Source organism: Bilophila sp. 4_1_30 (assembly GCF_000224655.1).
Classification (GTDB): domain Bacteria; phylum Desulfobacterota; class Desulfovibrionia; order Desulfovibrionales; family Desulfovibrionaceae; genus Bilophila; species Bilophila wadsworthia.
On the sequence record NZ_JH114232.1, the window covers coordinates 737,206 to 753,884 of the forward strand.

At 60.8% G+C, this 16,679-nt stretch carries 14 protein-coding genes; 5 read left to right on the forward strand and 9 right to left on the reverse strand.

Annotation, left to right across the window (positions count from 1 at the left end; all coding sequences use genetic code 11):
• Positions 1 to 24: 24 nt before the first annotated feature.
• From HMPREF0178_RS09910 to HMPREF0178_RS09950, 9 genes are all read right to left on the reverse strand, one after another.
• Positions 25 to 1,419, reverse strand: a complete 1,395-nt coding sequence (locus HMPREF0178_RS09910; RefSeq protein ID WP_009733297.1) for an aldehyde dehydrogenase family protein — start codon at positions 1,417 to 1,419, stop codon at positions 25 to 27.
• A gap of 73 nt (positions 1,420 to 1,492) precedes the next feature.
• Complete coding sequence (locus tag HMPREF0178_RS09915) at positions 1,493 to 2,998, reverse strand: DASS family sodium-coupled anion symporter (RefSeq protein WP_009733298.1); 1,506 nt, start codon at positions 2,996 to 2,998, stop codon at positions 1,493 to 1,495.
• Between the two features lie 307 nt (positions 2,999 to 3,305).
• Positions 3,306 to 4,325 (reverse strand): ABC transporter substrate-binding protein, encoded by a 1,020-nt coding sequence (locus HMPREF0178_RS09920; RefSeq protein WP_009733299.1) that lies wholly within the window; start codon positions 4,323 to 4,325, stop codon positions 3,306 to 3,308.
• 453 nt (positions 4,326 to 4,778) lie between these two features.
• The gene (locus tag HMPREF0178_RS09925) at positions 4,779 to 5,750 is read right to left on the reverse strand and encodes a tripartite tricarboxylate transporter substrate binding protein (protein WP_009733300.1); all 972 of its coding nucleotides are present in this window, start codon (positions 5,748 to 5,750) and stop codon (positions 4,779 to 4,781) included.
• 39 nt (positions 5,751 to 5,789) lie between these two features.
• A complete protein-coding gene (locus HMPREF0178_RS09930) occupies positions 5,790 to 6,245 on the reverse strand; it encodes a tripartite tricarboxylate transporter TctB family protein (RefSeq protein WP_009733301.1) in 456 nt (151 codons plus the stop codon).
• A 12-nt stretch (positions 6,246 to 6,257) separates the two neighbouring features.
• On the reverse strand, positions 6,258 to 7,775 hold the full coding sequence (locus tag HMPREF0178_RS09935) for a tripartite tricarboxylate transporter permease (protein ID WP_005028472.1): 1,518 nt from the start codon (positions 7,773 to 7,775) through the stop codon (positions 6,258 to 6,260).
• A gap of 400 nt (positions 7,776 to 8,175) precedes the next feature.
• Positions 8,176 to 9,555 carry an amidase gene (locus tag HMPREF0178_RS09940; protein WP_009733302.1) on the reverse strand — a complete coding sequence of 460 codons (1,380 nt, stop codon included), beginning with the start codon at positions 9,553 to 9,555 and terminating at the stop codon, positions 8,176 to 8,178.
• Between the two features lie 58 nt (positions 9,556 to 9,613).
• Entirely contained in the window at positions 9,614 to 11,017 is a 1,404-nt protein-coding gene (locus tag HMPREF0178_RS09945; protein WP_009733303.1) for an MFS transporter, read from the reverse strand.
• A 287-nt stretch (positions 11,018 to 11,304) separates the two neighbouring features.
• Entirely contained in the window at positions 11,305 to 12,681 is a 1,377-nt protein-coding gene (locus HMPREF0178_RS09950; RefSeq protein WP_009733304.1) for a sigma-54-dependent Fis family transcriptional regulator, read from the reverse strand.
• A 39-nt stretch (positions 12,682 to 12,720) separates the two neighbouring features.
• Between HMPREF0178_RS09950 and HMPREF0178_RS22555 the strand changes: the two genes are divergently transcribed.
• From HMPREF0178_RS22555 to HMPREF0178_RS09970, 5 genes are all read left to right on the forward strand, one after another.
• Positions 12,721 to 12,969: a hypothetical protein gene (locus HMPREF0178_RS22555; RefSeq protein WP_232281249.1), complete on the forward strand. Its 249-nt coding sequence runs from the start codon at positions 12,721 to 12,723 to the stop codon at positions 12,967 to 12,969.
• Positions 12,960 to 13,775 carry a Dam family site-specific DNA-(adenine-N6)-methyltransferase gene (locus HMPREF0178_RS09955; protein ID WP_009733305.1) on the forward strand — a complete coding sequence of 272 codons (816 nt, stop codon included), beginning with the start codon at positions 12,960 to 12,962 and terminating at the stop codon, positions 13,773 to 13,775. Before HMPREF0178_RS22555 ends, HMPREF0178_RS09955 begins: the two co-directional genes overlap by 10 nt.
• The gene (locus tag HMPREF0178_RS09960) at positions 13,772 to 14,272 is read left to right on the forward strand and encodes a PD-(D/E)XK nuclease superfamily protein (RefSeq protein ID WP_009733306.1); all 501 of its coding nucleotides are present in this window, start codon (positions 13,772 to 13,774) and stop codon (positions 14,270 to 14,272) included. Before HMPREF0178_RS09955 ends, HMPREF0178_RS09960 begins: the two co-directional genes overlap by 4 nt.
• Before the next feature lie 126 nt (positions 14,273 to 14,398).
• Entirely contained in the window at positions 14,399 to 15,922 is a 1,524-nt protein-coding gene (locus tag HMPREF0178_RS09965; RefSeq protein ID WP_009733307.1) for a sigma-54-dependent Fis family transcriptional regulator, read from the forward strand.
• A 189-nt stretch (positions 15,923 to 16,111) separates the two neighbouring features.
• Positions 16,112 to 16,624, forward strand: coding sequence for a class I SAM-dependent methyltransferase (locus tag HMPREF0178_RS09970; RefSeq protein ID WP_009733308.1), 513 nt, complete (start codon positions 16,112 to 16,114; stop codon positions 16,622 to 16,624).
• Positions 16,625 to 16,679 lie beyond the last annotated feature (55 nt).

A 16,679-nucleotide genomic window follows, 5' to 3' on the forward strand; every position in this document is an offset into this window, starting at 1 on the left:
AGTCTTCATATCCCGTTCATCTTCTTATTTGCCGTACTTCTTCCAGAAATCGCCCCACATTTCTTCGTCGGTGAAGGTCCACGGGGCTACGGGCTCGTTGACCCACGTGACGTTGATGAAGTGGCGCCAGTGGACGTTTTCCGTGGTGCTGTTGCCGCCCCATGTGCCGCAGCCGAGGGTGGCGGTGGAGGGCATACGGTTGAAGGGGTGCCCGCCGTTGCCCGCGCTCATGGACTGGCGCACGGTGATGCGGGAGGACTTCATGTGCTCGCCGAGGAACTCGATGTACTCGTGCTTGTAGGTATGGATGCCGCAGGAGTGGCCGCGCCCGACGAGGTTGGTCAGTTCGACGAGGATGCGGTAGGCGTCCTTGAAATCCTTGGCCTTGTAGACGGTGAGGACTGGGGAGATCTTTTCGTCATGGAACTTGTCGCCGAGGATGGGTTCCATGCCTTCGACAAGAAGGATGTCCGTGCCTTCGGGGATGCTGATGCCCGCGCCGTCCGCGATGACCTGCGCCGACTTGGCGATGATGTCGGGGTTGAGCGCGATCTTGCCCTTGGCGTTGGGCTTCCACATGTGGTTCTTCAGCTTTTCGCGGTCTTCGCCGGTGACGAGGTAGCAGCCGTTTTTCTTCATTTCGGCCATGAACTGGTCGTAGACGGCTTCAACCGGGATGACCGCGTTTTCGGACGAGCAGGATGTGGCGTAGTCGAACAGCTTGCTGCCGCAGATCATCTTGGCGGCTTCGGCGACGTCGGCGTCTTCGGCTACGATGGCGCAGGCGTTGCCCTGCCCGACGCCGTAGGCCGGGGTGCCGCTGGAGTAGGCGGCCCGCACGACCTGCCCGCTGCCGGTGGCGACGATGAGATCGGAGACCTTCATGAGTTCGGTAATGGCTTCGCGGCTCGGATCTTCAAGCACCTGAATGAGGTCTTCGGGGGCTCCGACCTTGCGCAGGCCGGCGCGCATCATATTGATGGTCTCGGTGGTGCTTTTCAGCGCGCGGGAACTGGGCTTGAAGATGACGGCGTTGCGCCCCTTGAGGATGCCTACGGCCTTGCCGCCGCACGTGGCGGTGGGGTTCGTCGCCGGGAGGATGGCGCAAACCACGCCCACAGGCTTGGCGTATTTGGAGATGCCGGTCTCTTCATTGCGTTCGATGAGGCCCACGCTCTTGGCGCCCTTGATGTCGTGCAGCACGCCGCCGACCTTGCGCTTGTGCTTGATTATCTTGCTCTGGACGTTGCCGTAGCCGGTTTCTTCCACAGCCATCTTGGCGAGCTTGGCGATGTTTTCGTCTTCGTAGACTTCCCAGCCGATGGCGAGGCATATCTCGTCGATCTGTTCCTGCGTGTAGTCGTTGACGATTGCTTGCGCCTTGCGGGCCAGTTCCATCTGTTCGCTGACGGTCTTCATGAAATCCTCCGTTGTATGCCGAGTGGCGTTTGTTGCTATGGTAGGTGGCAATATGCCGTAGTTGCGTAGAAAGTTACCAGATGTTCATGTTGGCGAATCTTCCGAAGATGGCCACTGATGCGGTCACGGCGAGGATGCCGATGATGGTCATGACGACACCTGACTTGGCGAATTCCGAGATGCGGAAGTACCCGGAAGAGTAGGGTATGACGTTGGTGGGGCTGGACGTGACCATGATGAAGGCCATGCTGGTGGCGATGCCTGCGGGACCGGCGAGAATCCAGGGGTTCATGCCGATGTCCATGGCGAGGGCGATGATGAGGGGCATGACCACGGCGCCGGTGACGCTGTTGGAGGAGAAGAAAATCTTGAGCAGTTCGACCATGCCGATGACGGCGAGGACGCGCAGGACGGGGTGCAGTTCGCCGACGCCGGAGAGCATTCCCCAGGCCAGCCAGCGGGCCGCGCCGGTGCTGGCGAGCATCATGCCCGCGGAAATGCCGCCCGCGATGAGGACCAGTCCGCCCCAGTCGATGCTCTTGGCCGCTACCTTCCAGTCGTCGAAGACGCGCAGGCCGGGGACGAAGAGGAGCACGAAGCCGAGCAGGGCCACGAAACCTTCAGGAGCCTTGAAGCCGATGTAGGGTTCGAGATTGGAGCCGCCGAGCCACAGGGTAACCATGGTGAGGAACACGACGAGGGTGCGTATTTCCTTGGTGTTCAGGCCGCCTAGGGAGTTGAGTTCGGCGCGGATGCTTTCGAGGGACGTGGGGATTTCACGGAATTCCGGCGGGAACAGCTTCATGAGGCAGAACCAGCCGAGGGGGACCATGATCATGGCGCCGGGGACGCCCACCGCCATCCACTGGGCAAAGGAAACATCCATATGAGCCATGTCGCGGACGTACTGCATGGCGAGCACGTTGGGGCCGCAGCCGGCGGGCGTGGCCGTGCCGCCGATAAGGGCGCCCCAGACGATGCCGATCATGAGGGCGCGTCCGAAATTGCTCTGGAGGGGCTTGCAGCCGCTGCTTTCCAGGATACTTACGCCAAGGGGGAGGAGCATGGCGGCGACGGCCATGTCCGTGACCCACATGGAGGTCATGGTCCCGATGGCTATGAAGGCCAGCACGATACGGTCGGTGCGGCGCCCCACCTTGGTGAGCATCCACAGCATGAAGCGCCGGGCGAGGCCCGAAGACGTCATGGCCGCGGAAAGGCCCATGGCACCCATGAGGAACAGCAATACGTTGTTGCCGAAGCCCAATGTAACGAGTTTGTCGAAGCTCGCCACGCCCATGATATGCAGGAACACGATCAGGCAAAGGGACGTAGCGGGAAAGGGGATGGCTTCGGTCATCCACTGGATGACCGCGAAGCAAAGGACGGCCATAACGATCTTGGCATTCGCTGTAAGCGGAATGGCTTCCTCGCCCTTATAGAAGGGGGAGGGAGACGGGAGCGCGATGACAATCAGCATGACGGCAATGCCCAACAGGAAGAAGAATGTCTTCCGTGCGGTTTCAATGGGCAGTTTGTCGCCAACGATGGCGGTGAGGCAATTGTCCAAGCGACTCATTGTAGTGTCTCCGCTGAGAGATAGAGGTTTCAGAATATTCCCGGGTTGTGTGACTTTGTTCTTTTTATAGCAATGACAGTGCCATGTTGTGATTTTTTGTACGACGTTGCGGAATGAAAAGGAATGAGAGTATGTTATGACGTTGAATAAAAACTGCGAAAAAGTGGGACGAAAGAATACTGTCTGAGAATCAAGACATGTTTGTTCGCTTGTCTGGTTTTATGGACAGTTTCAGGGGGCAATCCCATACAAAAAAACGCCAGCCTTCCGGAGAGGGCTGGCGTTCGGTTTTTACCGTGAGTGTGGGCTATTGGGCGAGTTTCTTCAAATAGACATCGGTGACGTCGCTGAGGCGGTTCTTGCCCCCCGCGAACGAGGCCAGTTCCTGAAGCCACGTATGCAGCTTCTTCTGGGCGGGATCAAAGAGCGTGAGCTGCCCCTTCAATCCGTAGACGGGGTGTTTCGCCAGTTCCCACGCGGCATCCTGCGGAGGCAGATCCCGGCCCGTCCAGGCATGATAGAACGCCCGGTAGTCCTGTATGAGCTGTTCGCGCGGCGTTTCCTGAAGGGCTGTGATGCCGCGGAAATACATCTTGAGAAATGCGGTTACGAGAGCGGGGTGCTCCTTGGCGAACGCCTTGTTGGCGAGGAGCAGCGTGGGCTGGCTGGCGTCGCACTGGCTGGACAGCGTGACCGGCATGAGCCCGTGCTGTTCGGCCTCAAGGATATACGGCGACCACAGGGCCACGGCGTCGCCTTCGCCGTTCAGGAACGCCTTCAAGGCTTCTTCGGACGGCATATCTTTGATGGTGACGTCTTTCTCAGTCAGGCTGAGGGCTTCCAGCCACTTGTGCACGGTATAGTGCGCGGAGGAGCCTGCGGTGCACAGGATGGTTTTCCCGCGTACCGTGCCGCCCGTGCCCGCCATTTCGGGATAAAGGGCGTTGTAGCCGGTATGCCCGAGGATGGGGCTGTCCTTGCGTGCATAGATGCCGGTGGCCAGGGATTCGTCATTGCCGATGGCGATAATTTCGGCCTGGTTGTCCAGCGATGCGGTCAGCGCGGGAATGGCCCCGCAGGCGGCGATTTCCCAATGCGCCGTGTTCATGCCCGCCATAAGCTGTTTTCCGGAATCGTACGAGAGCATTTTCAGACGGAATCCTTCCTCCAGATCCCAGCCTTTTTGTTTGGCATACCAAGCCGCGAAGGCTTCATGTTCTCCGAGCCATGCCGTTTTCAACGGGACGGGCTCGGCGGTGTGCCCGATCTGGGGCAAGCCGGCCAGAAACAACAGGGCCGCACACAGCCCTCCAAGCAGTTTATGCATGTGAAACCTCCGATAACCGATTGTTTTGCAATAAAAAGAACAAGCAATTCATATGCCATGTCCAGGTATGCCCGAAAGGGTCCGTAACTGCCTGTGATGCTGTGTGTCTCTCTTTCGGGAGGGGGCTTGAGCGGATCATTGGGCGGAAGTTGTGTATGGAAATCCGGACAGTATGGGCAGACATGCGTGGAAAAGTGCACACCCGCAAAAAATGCGGTCTGGGAAGCATGATTGCAGGCGCTGGCCGGGCTGGAGATTACCGTTTTTTGGCTGGACGCGACAGGGGGGGATATGCCGATTCCGTGTATCCGGCAAAACGTATGTGGAAAGCGTGGCTGCCGCGTGATGTTCCTATGTCCGGGCTATGCCGCCGGTATGGGGGCGGGAAAACGGAAAACGCCGGAGGAACGTTCCTCCGGCGTTTCGTGGCGATGGAATCGAGAAACGAGGGGCCTACTTGCGGAGATCGGAGAGAAGCGCCTTCAGGGTTTCCTGCTTCTTCTGGAACATTTCCAGGACCTGAGCGCGATCCATGATCAGCATGGGGCTGCCGCTGTCCTTCATGCGCTTGACGACTTCGGGATCGTGAAACATGACGGGCACGATCTTGGCGGCCTTGTCCACGATGGAGGGATCGACGCCCTTGGGCAGGGCATACCCGCGGAAGTTCACGCTGGCGTCGTCCACGTTGTAGCCGAGTTCCTGGAGGGTGGGCACGTCTGGCAGATATTCATGGCGCTTCACGTCGGCGATGGCGAGGATGGTAAGGCGATCCTGCGAGCGGTACACGTCGGCGAGGTTATTGAAACCGGCCATGACCTTGCCGCCCAGCACGTTCTGGATGGCTTCGGTACCGCCCTTTTCCGGGATATAGCTCATCTTTACGCCGGTGGCCTTTTGAAGCTGAAGCGTGGCGATATGGTGGCCCACATAGAGCCCGGCGCCGTTGATCGTGACCTTTCCGGGGTTTTCCTTGGCGAATGCCACGAGGTCGGCGACGCTCTTGAACTTGCTGTCTTTTGGAACGATGAGGACGGCCGGGTCCGCGCCCCAGTTGCCGAGCGGTTCAAAGGTATCCACGCTGAACTTCGTCTTGTTCACGATGGATTGGGCGATGAAATGGGGCATGTTGTAGGCGGTCATGGTCAGGCCGTCCTTGCTGCCGCGTTCCATGATCCAGTTCCAGCCGGTCATGCCGCCCGCGCCGGGCTTGTTGAGGATGACGATGGGCTGGCCGAAATATTTCGGATCTTGGGCCACAAGGGCGGAAAGGCGGGCCTGCAGATCGGTCGCGCCGCCCGGGGTATAGCAGACCACGAGGCTGATGGGGCCGGAGGGGTAGGCGTCGGCGGGGCTTGCGGCCTGTGCCGACGTGGCGCCGAACAGCATGGCTGCACAGAACAGGGTGGCGAGAAGGCGTCTCATGGGTCCTCCTGAGGTAAAAAGGGTGTCCGTGAATGGAGGTCAGATTCCAAAGATCCCCTTAGGGATCTGAACGGCCAGCAGTACGGTGAACAGGCAATACAAGAAGGCGATGCAGACGAAGCAGACGGCGACACGCTTGGCGGCAAGCTTCGGCGTGATCTTCATGGGCTGGGCGATGAGCGAGGCGGCGATGAAATAGAGGAATGCGCCGATGTAAAAGCCCAGGGTTTCCAGGAAGAGCAGATACAGGACGGTGAGGACGAAGAGCACGGCCACGCGACGGAGCGGATAGCCCCTCATGGTCATCTTCACGTCGATTTTGGCCGCGTAGCGCAGCCCGGCGAGGATGTACTGCCCCACGTTGAAGATCCCCATGCATATCAGCAGCAGGAGCGGGACAACCTGCGATTCCCCCGAGAGCTGGGTCATGGGGATAGCGAAAGCGGTTACAATACCGGTCATCACCAGCGCGCTTATGAATTCCTTATATAACATGGGTGGCTCCTGCTAATTGGCGGCTGCGGCCTTTCTGGAGTGATTACGCATGTACTTGACTTCGCTATAGATACCCCAGATCAGGGAGAGCAGGCACAGGGCGATGAGCGCGAGGTTGAGCCCGCCGGTGAAGAAGTAGCTGAACACGCCCACGTCGGTGTCGGCGATCATCTTGCCGCGCAGGAAATTCTCCTCGGCAATGGGCCCGAGGATGATGCCGAGCACGATGGGCGCGCTCGGGAACCCGAACTTGGCGAGCACGAACATGAGGACTCCGAGGATGAACATGAGGATCACGTCTTCATAGCTGTTCTGCACGCAATATGAGCCGAACACGCACAGGATCATGACGGCGGCGAACATCATGTAGTTCGGCGCATTGGCCACGAGATGCGAGTAACGGGAGGCCAGCAGCCCGAAGAAGCACATGAAGAACTGGGCAAGGAGCAGGCCGCTGATGAACGTGTATGTGATGTCGGCCTTTTCCGTGAACAGGTCGGGGCCGGGGAAAAGGCCGTGGATGAGCAGGCCGCCGAGGAGTACCGCCGCGGTGGGGCTGCCGGGGATGCTCAACGTGAGCAGCGGGATCATGGCGGGGGCGACTGTGGCGTTGTTCGCGCTTTCCGCAGCGCAGACGCCTTCCGGATCGCCGGTTCCGAACCGATCGGGATTCTTGTCGAACTTCTTGGTCTGGTCATAGGACATGAGCCCGGCGACTTGCCCACCCGCTCCGGGGATGACGCCGATGATGGTGCCGATGAGGCTGCCGATGCCCAGCGTGCGCAGGTAGCGCCGATGTGCCTTGATCACCTGCCTCAGCATACCCTTTTGTGGCTTGAAGGTCAGTTTTTCGAGGAGGACATGCGAATCCGCCATCAGATCGATGATCTGGGGGACGGCAAACAGGCCGATGAGCGCGGGCACGAGGGCAATGCCGCCGTTGAGCGCTTCGTGGATGACGAAACGGGGTTCCCCGGTCAGGGTGCTGTATCCTACAGTCGACAGCAACATGCCGAGCGCGCCGCCGAACAGCCCCTTGAGCATGGCCCCGGAGGAGAGCCCCGTGATGACGGTGATGCCGAAGATGGCTGTCCAGAACAGTTCCGAGGGCCCGAAGCGCATGGCGAATTCAGCCATCGGGGGGGAGAACAGGATCATGACCAGCACGCCGAATACGCCGCCGATAAGGGAGCTTACAAAAACGGTGTAGAGGGCTTCCTGGGCCCGTCCCTGCTTGGCCATCGGATACCCGTCGAACAGCGTGGCGATGCTTGAAGGCGCTCCGGGAATGCTCAGCAGGATGGCCGAGATGGAGCCGCCCGCCACAGCGCTGGTGTACACGGCGCCAAGAAGGATCAGGCTGGTATCCGCAGGCAGATAAAAGGTGAAGGGAACCAGCAGCGCGACGGCCATAGTGGGGCTCAGCCCCGGCATGGCTCCGAAAAACAACCCCCCGGCTGAACCCAGTATGAGTACGGCGAGGTTGCCCCATGAGAAGGCTGAGGGGAAGTAGGTAAGAAATTGTTCCACATGAGTCTCCTTTTCGCATGGCGCGCATCGTCGGTTGTCGATTGTACTTTTTTTAGCAAATAACATACCATAATGTGCATAAAAGAACTTGCTGAGGGGTAGCTGGCTTTTTCCGTATGTATTCTAATAAGATGCTCCTTGATGTCTGTCATGTCTCTTTTAGGATGGACTGTATAAGTGTTTATATATCCGGACATGTCTGGAGAGCTGTCTGGATAGATAAACAGCAAAAGGCGCATCATTTGGGATGCGCATTTTGCTGTTTAGTTAATAATTATACTGTATTAAGATGATAAAAAGAGATTCTGTCGCAATGTCGACCGTTCAAAATGTTCCTTTTGGAACGATTTGGAACGATATTCCGTTTGAAATGTTACTTTCACTCAATGAAAGCATATGGTTATGCAGATACCAAGGGCGGTGTGGGGAAAGGTCCGTAGGTCGTTTCATAGGCGGTGCCCGCATCCAAAAGGAGGCGTTCGCTCAGGGCCGGGCCGACAAGCTGTATGCCCAACGGCATCCCGCCCGCCGTCAGCTCTCCGGGGACCACGAGGGTAGGGACTCCGGCGACGCTGAACAGATTGACCAGCGCCCGGCCCGCTGTGAAGGCCTCTTGCGGGGCGTCTATGGACGGGGCGGTGGAGAAGGCCACCGGCAGCAGCAGAAAATCCACTTGGAGCGAGGCGAAGAAGGCGTCGACCTGCCTAGAAAGAGCCTGCTTGTGGAGCAGGGCGGCGTGGTAGGCTTCGGGCGTCGCCTGTTGGCCATTCTTGTAGTCGGCCAGCGGCACGGGGTGCATTTTGCCCGCGAAGGGGTTGCCTTCGATATCCTTCCGGATGTCGCGGGCGAACTCGTAACTGCGGATGGTCCCTACCGAATCCACCACGGCGGGATCGTCCAGCAGCGGCAGGCCGACGGGGATGCACTCCCCGAACTCTTCCCAGCGGCCCACGGCCTCCGCATAGGCCTCGATGACTTCCGGAGAGCCCTTCGCGCGGACGAGATCGGGGAAAACGCCGATGCGGAGGTACCGGATGGGGGCGGACGCCCGCAATGTGTCGCGCAGGGGAGGATCGGCGAGGATCTGGAGCAGAAGGTCTATGTCCCGGGCGGAACGGGCCATTGCCCCCACGGTATCGAGGCTTGCGGCTCGGGGGTAGATGCCGGAGATATCGCTTTGCCCCTGGGTGGAGCGGATGCCGTACAGGCCGCACCAGCCCGCCGGAAGCCGGATGGAGCCGCCGGTGTCCGTGCCGAGCCCCCCGGGGCAATAGCCGGCTGCGACGGCCGCCGCGGTCCCGCTTGAGGAGCCGCCGGGACTGAGACGGCGCTCGGGATGCCACGGGTTGACCGTTGGGCCGAAGCAGGACGTCCTGCCGCTGACATGGGCGGCGAGTTCGTCCAGATTGGTCTTGCCGAAGATGACGGCCCCGGCGGCGCGCAGGCGGGCCACGGCGACCGCGTCGGCCTTTGCCGGAGCCGCGTGGGTGAACAGGGGGCTCGCCACTGTGGTGGGCAAGCCGCGCACGTCGATATTGTCCTTGATCACAAGGGGGATGCCGTGGAGCGGCCCCCGGAAGGAACCCTGAGCCGCTTCCGCGTCGCAGCGCTCCGCTTCCTCAAGCGCCGAAGCGGAGACGCGCAGCATGGCGTTGAGGGTGCCGTCATGGAGGCGGACAGCCTCAAGGGCGTGCCTGACGAGCGCCGCCGAGGTCAATTCCCCCGCGCGCAACGCGGCTGCGGCCTGTGTGATGGTGATGGAATACAGCGTATCGAACATGGAAGAACCTGCCTTGTCGGCGTCCCGGCCCCAAGGGGAAGGTGCCGGGGCGCATGGGTTACTTTTGAGGTGCCGCGGACGTGTCCTCGACGCTGCGCCGGGCGGTTTCCTGCCCCCAGATCCACAGGGCGATGATGGCGATGGCGAAAGCCACGGCCATGAAGGTGAACACGCCCTTGACGCCGCCGACGGAGAGGAAGAACGCCAGATAATAGGTGGCGAGCACGCCGCCGACCACGCGGGACACGGCCTCGCCGAAGCCGGTGCCGACGCCGCGCAGTTCGGTCGGATACTGTTCGGCGATGTAGACCTTGCAGACGGGCATGATGCCCGTGCCGAAGAAGGCCACGAACGAGCCGATGAACAGCAGCATGGGGATGGAATCCGTGGACGTGAGCAGGAACAGGCTGATGATGGTGATGATGACGTAGAGGCTCCAGATGGGCTTGCGGCCGTACTTGTCGGCCAGCGGGCCGATGACGACGGAGCCCGCGCCGCCGATGACCATCATGCAGCCGGTCAGGATGACTGAGTTGGAAAGCTGGAACCCGTAGGTGGTAAGGATGGTGGGCACATAGACCATCACGACGTACCATGTGATCAGCCCGGCGGAGTACATGCTCCACGAAACGAGGGAGCGGGAGAGGTAGGGGGCGCGGAACAGGGCCTTCCACGAAGCGCCGGTGCGGGTGCGTTCGGCAGCGGCGGCCTGTTCAAGGCTGCGGAGCACGTCGGGGTTGATGAAGGTGTCGTCGTGCTCGATGCCCGCGCTCTTTTCGAGGCGTTCCACGAGTTGGCGCACTTCGTCATGGCGTCCGCGCCGCATCAGCCAGCGCGGGGATTCGGGGAGCCAGCGGTGCAGGAAATAAATCGTGACGATGGGGAGCCCGCCCACGATGAACGGCACGCGCCACGCGACGTCCAGCGAAAAATTGTTGATGGCCCACGAGCCGCAGAGCGTCGGAAGCAGATAGGAGGCCGTCAGGATGGCGTTGCAGATGCAGACGAGGATGCCGCGGTGCTTGGCCGGGGCGATTTCGGAAAGCATCAGGTAGGGGAGAGGGAAGACGGCCCCGGCCCCGAGCCCGCCGATGAAGCGCATGGTGACGATCCACGCGAGGTTTTCGTAGAGGCTGCCGATCAATGTAAAGAACGTGAAGATGAAGACGCCCCAGAGCAGGATGCGCTTGCGCCCGAAACGGTCGGTCAGGAAGCCCGCCGAAGCCGTACCTATGACGACCCCCGCCGTGGAACAGGAACCGAGCAGGCCGAGCGTGCTGGCGTCGAGGTCCCATATTTTCTTGAGGACGGCCACAACCTGGCCGATCATGCCGAGATCGAAGGCTTCCATGACCCAGCACCACGAAAGCAGCCCGACAAGTGTCAGGAGGGCCTTGTTGAGCGGCATACGTTCCATCCGGGAAATCAGATTCGCTTCCTGTTGCAGGTTCGACGCTTGCATACTGTCTCCTTTCCAAAGACATGTGCGGATTGGCAGGTGGGGAAATACACTCCATTTGACGCGAGGGCCCTTAAGATTGTTCTTTTTATATCAATAGGTGTGCCATGTGTTTTCCTGTGCGCATTGAATAAAAATAACCATATTCTCAATATGGTTAGAATCTGAATACAGGGCAAATGGAAATGGATTTTTGATAAAAGAATGTCCTGTTTTTCAGGCATGTAAGGCTAACATGCCTGAAAAACAGGACATTTATAGATAAATAGATATTTTATTCACAAAAAACGTTAAAACCCGTTCGGCGGCCTCTTGATGCTGAATTTACGCATCTTTTCATACATGCTGGCCCGGGAGATGCCCAGGGCGCGGGCCGTCTTGGCGACGTTCCAGTGGTGATCGCCGAGGGCGAGGAGGATGGTTTGCGCTTCGCTGTTCTTGACGACGGACTGGAGTTTCCCGTCCGTGCCCGCCGATTCCGTGACGGCCTGCTGGCGAAGTTCGGAGGGCAGATCCGTCAGCGTGATCTGATTGTCCTGGCACAGGCTCAGGGCCCGGATGAGCACGTTGCGCAGTTCGCGGATGTTGCCGGGCCACGGATAGCGCATGAGCGCGTTCATGGCGCTTTCCGTGCACCGGACTCTCTCGCCCCCCATGCGGTTGAGGACATCGCGCACGATCAGCGGGATGTCCTCGACGCGCTCGCTCAGGGGCGGAAGGTTGAGGGTCATGGGGTTGATGCGGTAGTACAGGTCTTCGCGGAACGTCCCCGCCGCGATCATTTTTTTGAGGTCGCGGTTGGTCGCGGCGACAAGCCGGAAATCCACGGCTCGGGGCTGCGACGATCCGAGCCGGGAGAGGGTTTTCTCCTCCAGCACCCGGAGCAGCTTGACCTGCGCGTGCAGGGGAAGATCCCCCACTTCGTCGAGGAACAGGGTGCCCTGATCGGCCAGTTCGATCTGCCCGATTTTGCCGTCCTTGTGCGCGCCGGAGAAGGCCCCGGGCACGTAGCCGAAGACTTCCGACTCGAACAGCTCCTTCGGGATGGCCGCGCAGTTGATGCTGACGAAGGGGCCGTCGGGCCGGTTGCTCGCCATATGGATCGCGCTGGCCGCCAGTTCTTTGCCGGTTCCGGTCGCGCCGAGGATGAGGACCGGCGATTCGGTCCGCGCGTAGCGCAGCAGATAGGACTTGAACGCCGTGATGGCGGGGCTGTTGCCGAGGATGGAATTGATGGTATGGCTTGCCCGGAGGGCGCTCTTGATGCGCCGGGCGTAGGAATTGACCTTCTTGTCGAGGAAATCCACGCGCTGGAGCAGTGCCTGCATCTGTTCCGGGGTATCGAACAGGGTCAGGGAGAACGCGCCGATGACGTGCCCGTCCTGGTCGCGGAGCGGGATGCGGTTGACGAGGATCTTCCTTTCGCTGCCCTGTATGCTCCGCCATGCGCCGAGTTCCGGCTCGCCGGAAGCGATGACCGCCGGGATGCCGGAATCGGGGATGAAATCCGTAATGTGGCGGCCCATGGCGTCTTCCGGGCGGACGCGCAGGTAGTTGGCGTAGGCGTCGTTGATGAACCGGATGATGCCGTCCCTGTCGCAGATGAACAGCCCCGTGGGCAGGCTGCTCATGGCCAGTTCGAGGAGGTTGCGCTGTGAGATGTCCATTCAGAATCCTTGGCATGGCGTGGATGGAATGAGATTGACATGTTACAACCGGAACAAGGGGAGACGCAAGCTTCTTTCGCGGGCATCGGTTCCCGGCGTATCCCGTCGCCAATGAGAAGACTTGCTTGTTTTTTCCGTAACCTGTACTTCTCTGTCTTTCTTTGCGCAGCCAATATGCCGCCGCTGCGGCGCGCCGCCCACATGGGGGCGGCATCAGCCTTCGGCGTCATTTTTTGCCCGTTACGGCGGGCGACGGACAGCTTTTTTTGGGGTTCCTTATGGATTTGACGAGGCCGTTTCTCAAATGGGCCGGGGGCAAATACCGCCTTCTGGACCGCCTTTTGCCGAGCATCCCTGCGGGGGCGCGCCTTGTGGAGCCCTTTGTGGGGTCCGGGGCCGTGTTCCTGAACGCGGGGTTCGCGTCCTACCTGCTGTGCGATCTCAATGCGGATCTCATAGGGCTGTACCGGACGCTGCGGCGGGACGGGGAACGGTTCATCGCGGAGGCGCGGGCCCTGTTCACGCCGGGCAACAATACGCAGGAAGCGTTCCTGCGCCTGCGGGAAACCTTCAACGCCTCTTCGGACGCCGAAGAACGGAGCGTCCTTTTCCTGTACCTCAACCGCCATTCCTATAACGGGCTTGTCCGCTACAACAGCAAAGGTATTTATAACGTGCCGTTCGGGAAGTACAAAGCCCCGTATTTCCCCGAGCGGGAATTGACGGCCTTTCTGGACAAGCTTCGCGGGTGCGACGTGGCGTTCGCCGTGCAGGATTTCCGGTCCACGTTCGCCGCGCTGCGTCCGGGGGATGTGGTGTACTGCGACCCGCCCTATGCGCCGGTTTCCGCCACGGCGAATTTTACCAGCTACACCGGCGGCGGGTTCGGCGTTCAGGAGCAGATTGATCTGGCCTCCGAGGCGTCCGCCGCGGCGAAACGGGGCGTGCCAGTGGTCCTGAGCAACCACGATGTGCCGCTTATCCGCGAGCTTTATGCCGATGCCCGGCTGGAATCGTTCCCGGTGCAGCGGTTCATCAGTTGCAACGGCGCGCGGCGCGGGGCCGCGCGCGAACTTCTGGCGGTGTTCCCATGACTACGGAGCAGGGCGGCGCCATTGCCAACAGGCAGGGCAATATCCTTGAACAGCAGGTGCGGCAGGCGTTCGCCTCGCACGGCTTCCGCGAAGTGGCTTTTGCCGAGTACGAAAAGATCGCCTCAGGGAGCACGCTGCCCGGCGTCCCCGTGCCCGATCTGCTGGTGCGGCGGGTGCCTTACCAGTCCATTTACGGGCACCGGGGGGTGACGGAGTTCCTGGCCGTCTCGGCCTCCCGCGGGCTCGCCATCCGCATTGAGTGTAAATGGCAGCAGTCACAGGGCAGCGTGGACGAAAAATTCCCCTATCTGTATCTGAATTGCATACAGGCCATGCCCGAGCGCGAGATCCTCCTGCTCATCGACGGCAACGGGTACAAACCCGGCGCGCTGGCATGGCTCAAGCAGGCTGTTGCTTCGCAGGACGCCAAGCTGATTCATGTGTTCAACCTCGTGGAGTTCCTCGTCTGGGCGAACCGGAGGTTGAGGCAAAAATAAAATGTGCCGTTTCCCTCCTGCCCGCCTCCCAGCCAGTGGATTGCAAGGCGGACAAGGGCGTGGGGGAGGAACGGCTTTTCCGGAAAGGCTCTCGCCTCCGCTTTTTTCAAGCTAAGGAGTCGGTTCGTGCAGGTCCGTAATGAGGTCAAGGAACTCCGTCTGCTGTTCGAGGTCTTGCAGATTTTGGACAGCGCTTCCGACTTGTCCGACAATCTCGAAACCGTGCTTGAGGTCATGGCCGAACATACCGGCATGATGCGCGGCGTGATCACGCTTCTCGACGAGGCACATGGCGAGATCGCCATTGAAGCCGCCTACGGCATGTCGGCGGAGGCGCAGAGCAAAGGCCGCTACAAGCTCGGAGAGGGCATCACCGGCAAGGTCATCGAAAGCGGCAAGCCGCTGGTCATCCCCAACGTGCTCGTGGAGCCGCTGTTCCTGAACCGGACCGGGAGCCGCAGCCGCAAAGAGGCCGTTTCCTTCATCTGCGTGCCGGTCAAAATGGAAGGCCGGGTCATCGGCGCGCTGTCCGCCGACAGGCTGTTCGCGGCCTCCGAAGCGCTCGAAGAGGACATGCGCCTTTTGAGCGTGCTGGCTTCGCTGATTTCCAAGGCCGTGAAGAACCGGCAGGAGCGCCACCGGATGCTGGAGGAAAACCGGCGCCTGCTGGACGTCCTGCGGGAACGGTCCCGCCCGGAAATGTTCGTGGGGCGCTCGCCGGGGCTGCGGGCCGTCCTGACGCAGCTTGCACAGGTGGCCCCGACCAGCGCCACGGTCCTGCTGCTCGGCGAGAGCGGCACGGGCAAAGAGCTTGCCGCCAATACCATCCATGCGGGCAGCCCGCGCGCCGGGCACCCCTTCATCAAGATCAATTGTGCGGCCTTGCCGGAAGGGCTTATCGAGAGCGAGCTTTTCGGGCACGAAAAAGGGGCTTTTACCGGGGCCGTCGGTATGCGGAAAGGGCGTTTCGAGGCAGCGGACGGCGGCACGCTGTTCCTTGACGAGATCGGCGAGCTTGCCGTTTCCACACAGGTCAAGCTGCTGCGCGTGTTGCAGGAGCAGGAATTCGAGCGGCTCGGCGGCATGGAAACCCGCAAGGTGGACGTGCGCGTCGTGGCGGCCACGAGCCGGAATCTCGAGCAGATGGTCAAGGACGGGCTGTTCCGCAGGGACCTGTATTACCGGCTGAACGTGTTTCCCGTCTCTATGCCTCCACTGCGGGAACGGCAGGGGGACATTCCTCTGCTCGTCGAGAACTTCCTTGAAAAGTATGGCCATAAGATAGGCAAACGGGGGCTCCGGGTTGCGCCCGAGGCTGAGGCGCTGCTGCTGGCCCACTCGTGGCCCGGCAACATCCGGGAGCTGGAAAACGTCATCGAGCGGGCTGTCATCCTGACCACGGACGGCCTGATCCGCCCGGATCTCCTTCCGCCCGCCATGCAGGCCCCCTGCGCGCTTTGCTCGTTGCGGGGGACGCTGCCCGATGCGCTTGAGCAGCTGGAGCGGCAGCTTATTACCGAGGCCCTCCAGGAACACCGCGGCAACATGGGACATGCCGCGCAGGCGCTCGGCATTAGTGAACGGGTCATGGGGCTGAGGATGCGGAAATTCGGCCTCGGCTACAAGGCATTCCGCAGGGGGGCTCCCTGATCCGCTTAGAGTGGACGGAAATCATGGACGAAGCCTGTCTTACTGGTGTTTCATAAATACCATGCGATGACACAGCGCGAGGTTTGCTGCATGTTTTTTCCGATTCCGGCTTTTCGGTCGTTTCGCCAGTGGATGGACACCTCTTCGGCGTTTGTCCGGGCATGGGTACGTTCACCGCGGAGTGTTGGCATGGTATGCCCGAGCGGTATGCCCCTTGCCCGGAGCATGGCCGCCTTCGCTCCCCGCAAGGGGGACGGGCTGGTGGTTGAACTTGGGGCGGGCACGGGGACCGTGACCCGGCAGTTGCTTGATGCGGGCATTGCCCCCCGGCGTCTGGTTGTGGTGGAGCAGTCCCCGGTTATGGTGAGCCTATTGCGGGAGCGTTTCCCGCAACTGGCGATTCTTGAGGCGGACGCCCGCTGGCTTGCGGACTGTCTCCCCAGAGATCGGCAGGTGGACTGCATCGTTTCCTCCCTGCCCCTCCTTTCCCTGAATGAGCGCGTCCGTAACCAGATCATCAGCGCCATGTTTGAAGTGCTGCACGAAGGCGGCCTGCTCATCCAGTACACCTACTCGTGGCGCAAGGCGAACGCCTTTCTCAAGGACGGCTTCCGGTGCATCGGTTCCAGCCAGGTATGGCACAACGTACCGCCCGCCCGCATTTTCCGGTTTCGCCGGGAGGCGGGGGCGCGTGTTCGGTGAAGATGTGAAGATTGGGGAGGGGAGGGAGGCCCTTTCTGAAGAAAGGGTTGGAACC

What these genes read in the sequence shown, in the direction of transcription:
- HMPREF0178_RS09910 (WP_009733297.1), bottom strand. Translation starts at nt 1,419, where the DNA reads ATGAAGACCGTCAGCGAACAGATGGAACTGGCCCGCAAGGCGCAAGCA.
- HMPREF0178_RS09915 (WP_009733298.1), bottom strand. Translation starts at nt 2,998, where the DNA reads ATGAGTCGCTTGGACAATTGCCTCACCGCCATCGTTGGCGACAAACTG.
- HMPREF0178_RS09920 (WP_009733299.1), bottom strand. Translation starts at nt 4,325, where the DNA reads ATGCATAAACTGCTTGGAGGGCTGTGTGCGGCCCTGTTGTTTCTGGCC.
- HMPREF0178_RS09925 (WP_009733300.1), bottom strand. Translation starts at nt 5,750, where the DNA reads ATGAGACGCCTTCTCGCCACCCTGTTCTGTGCAGCCATGCTGTTCGGC.
- HMPREF0178_RS09930 (WP_009733301.1), bottom strand. Translation starts at nt 6,245, where the DNA reads ATGTTATATAAGGAATTCATAAGCGCGCTGGTGATGACCGGTATTGTA.
- HMPREF0178_RS09940 (WP_009733302.1), bottom strand. Translation starts at nt 9,555, where the DNA reads ATGTTCGATACGCTGTATTCCATCACCATCACACAGGCCGCAGCCGCG.
- HMPREF0178_RS09945 (WP_009733303.1), bottom strand. Translation starts at nt 11,017, where the DNA reads ATGCAAGCGTCGAACCTGCAACAGGAAGCGAATCTGATTTCCCGGATG.
- HMPREF0178_RS09950 (WP_009733304.1), bottom strand. Translation starts at nt 12,681, where the DNA reads ATGGACATCTCACAGCGCAACCTCCTCGAACTGGCCATGAGCAGCCTG.
- HMPREF0178_RS22555 (WP_232281249.1), top strand. Translation starts at nt 12,721, where the DNA reads ATGTTACAACCGGAACAAGGGGAGACGCAAGCTTCTTTCGCGGGCATC.
- HMPREF0178_RS09955 (WP_009733305.1), top strand. Translation starts at nt 12,960, where the DNA reads ATGGATTTGACGAGGCCGTTTCTCAAATGGGCCGGGGGCAAATACCGC.
- HMPREF0178_RS09960 (WP_009733306.1), top strand. Translation starts at nt 13,772, where the DNA reads ATGACTACGGAGCAGGGCGGCGCCATTGCCAACAGGCAGGGCAATATC.
- HMPREF0178_RS09970 (WP_009733308.1), top strand. Translation starts at nt 16,112, where the DNA reads ATGGTATGCCCGAGCGGTATGCCCCTTGCCCGGAGCATGGCCGCCTTC.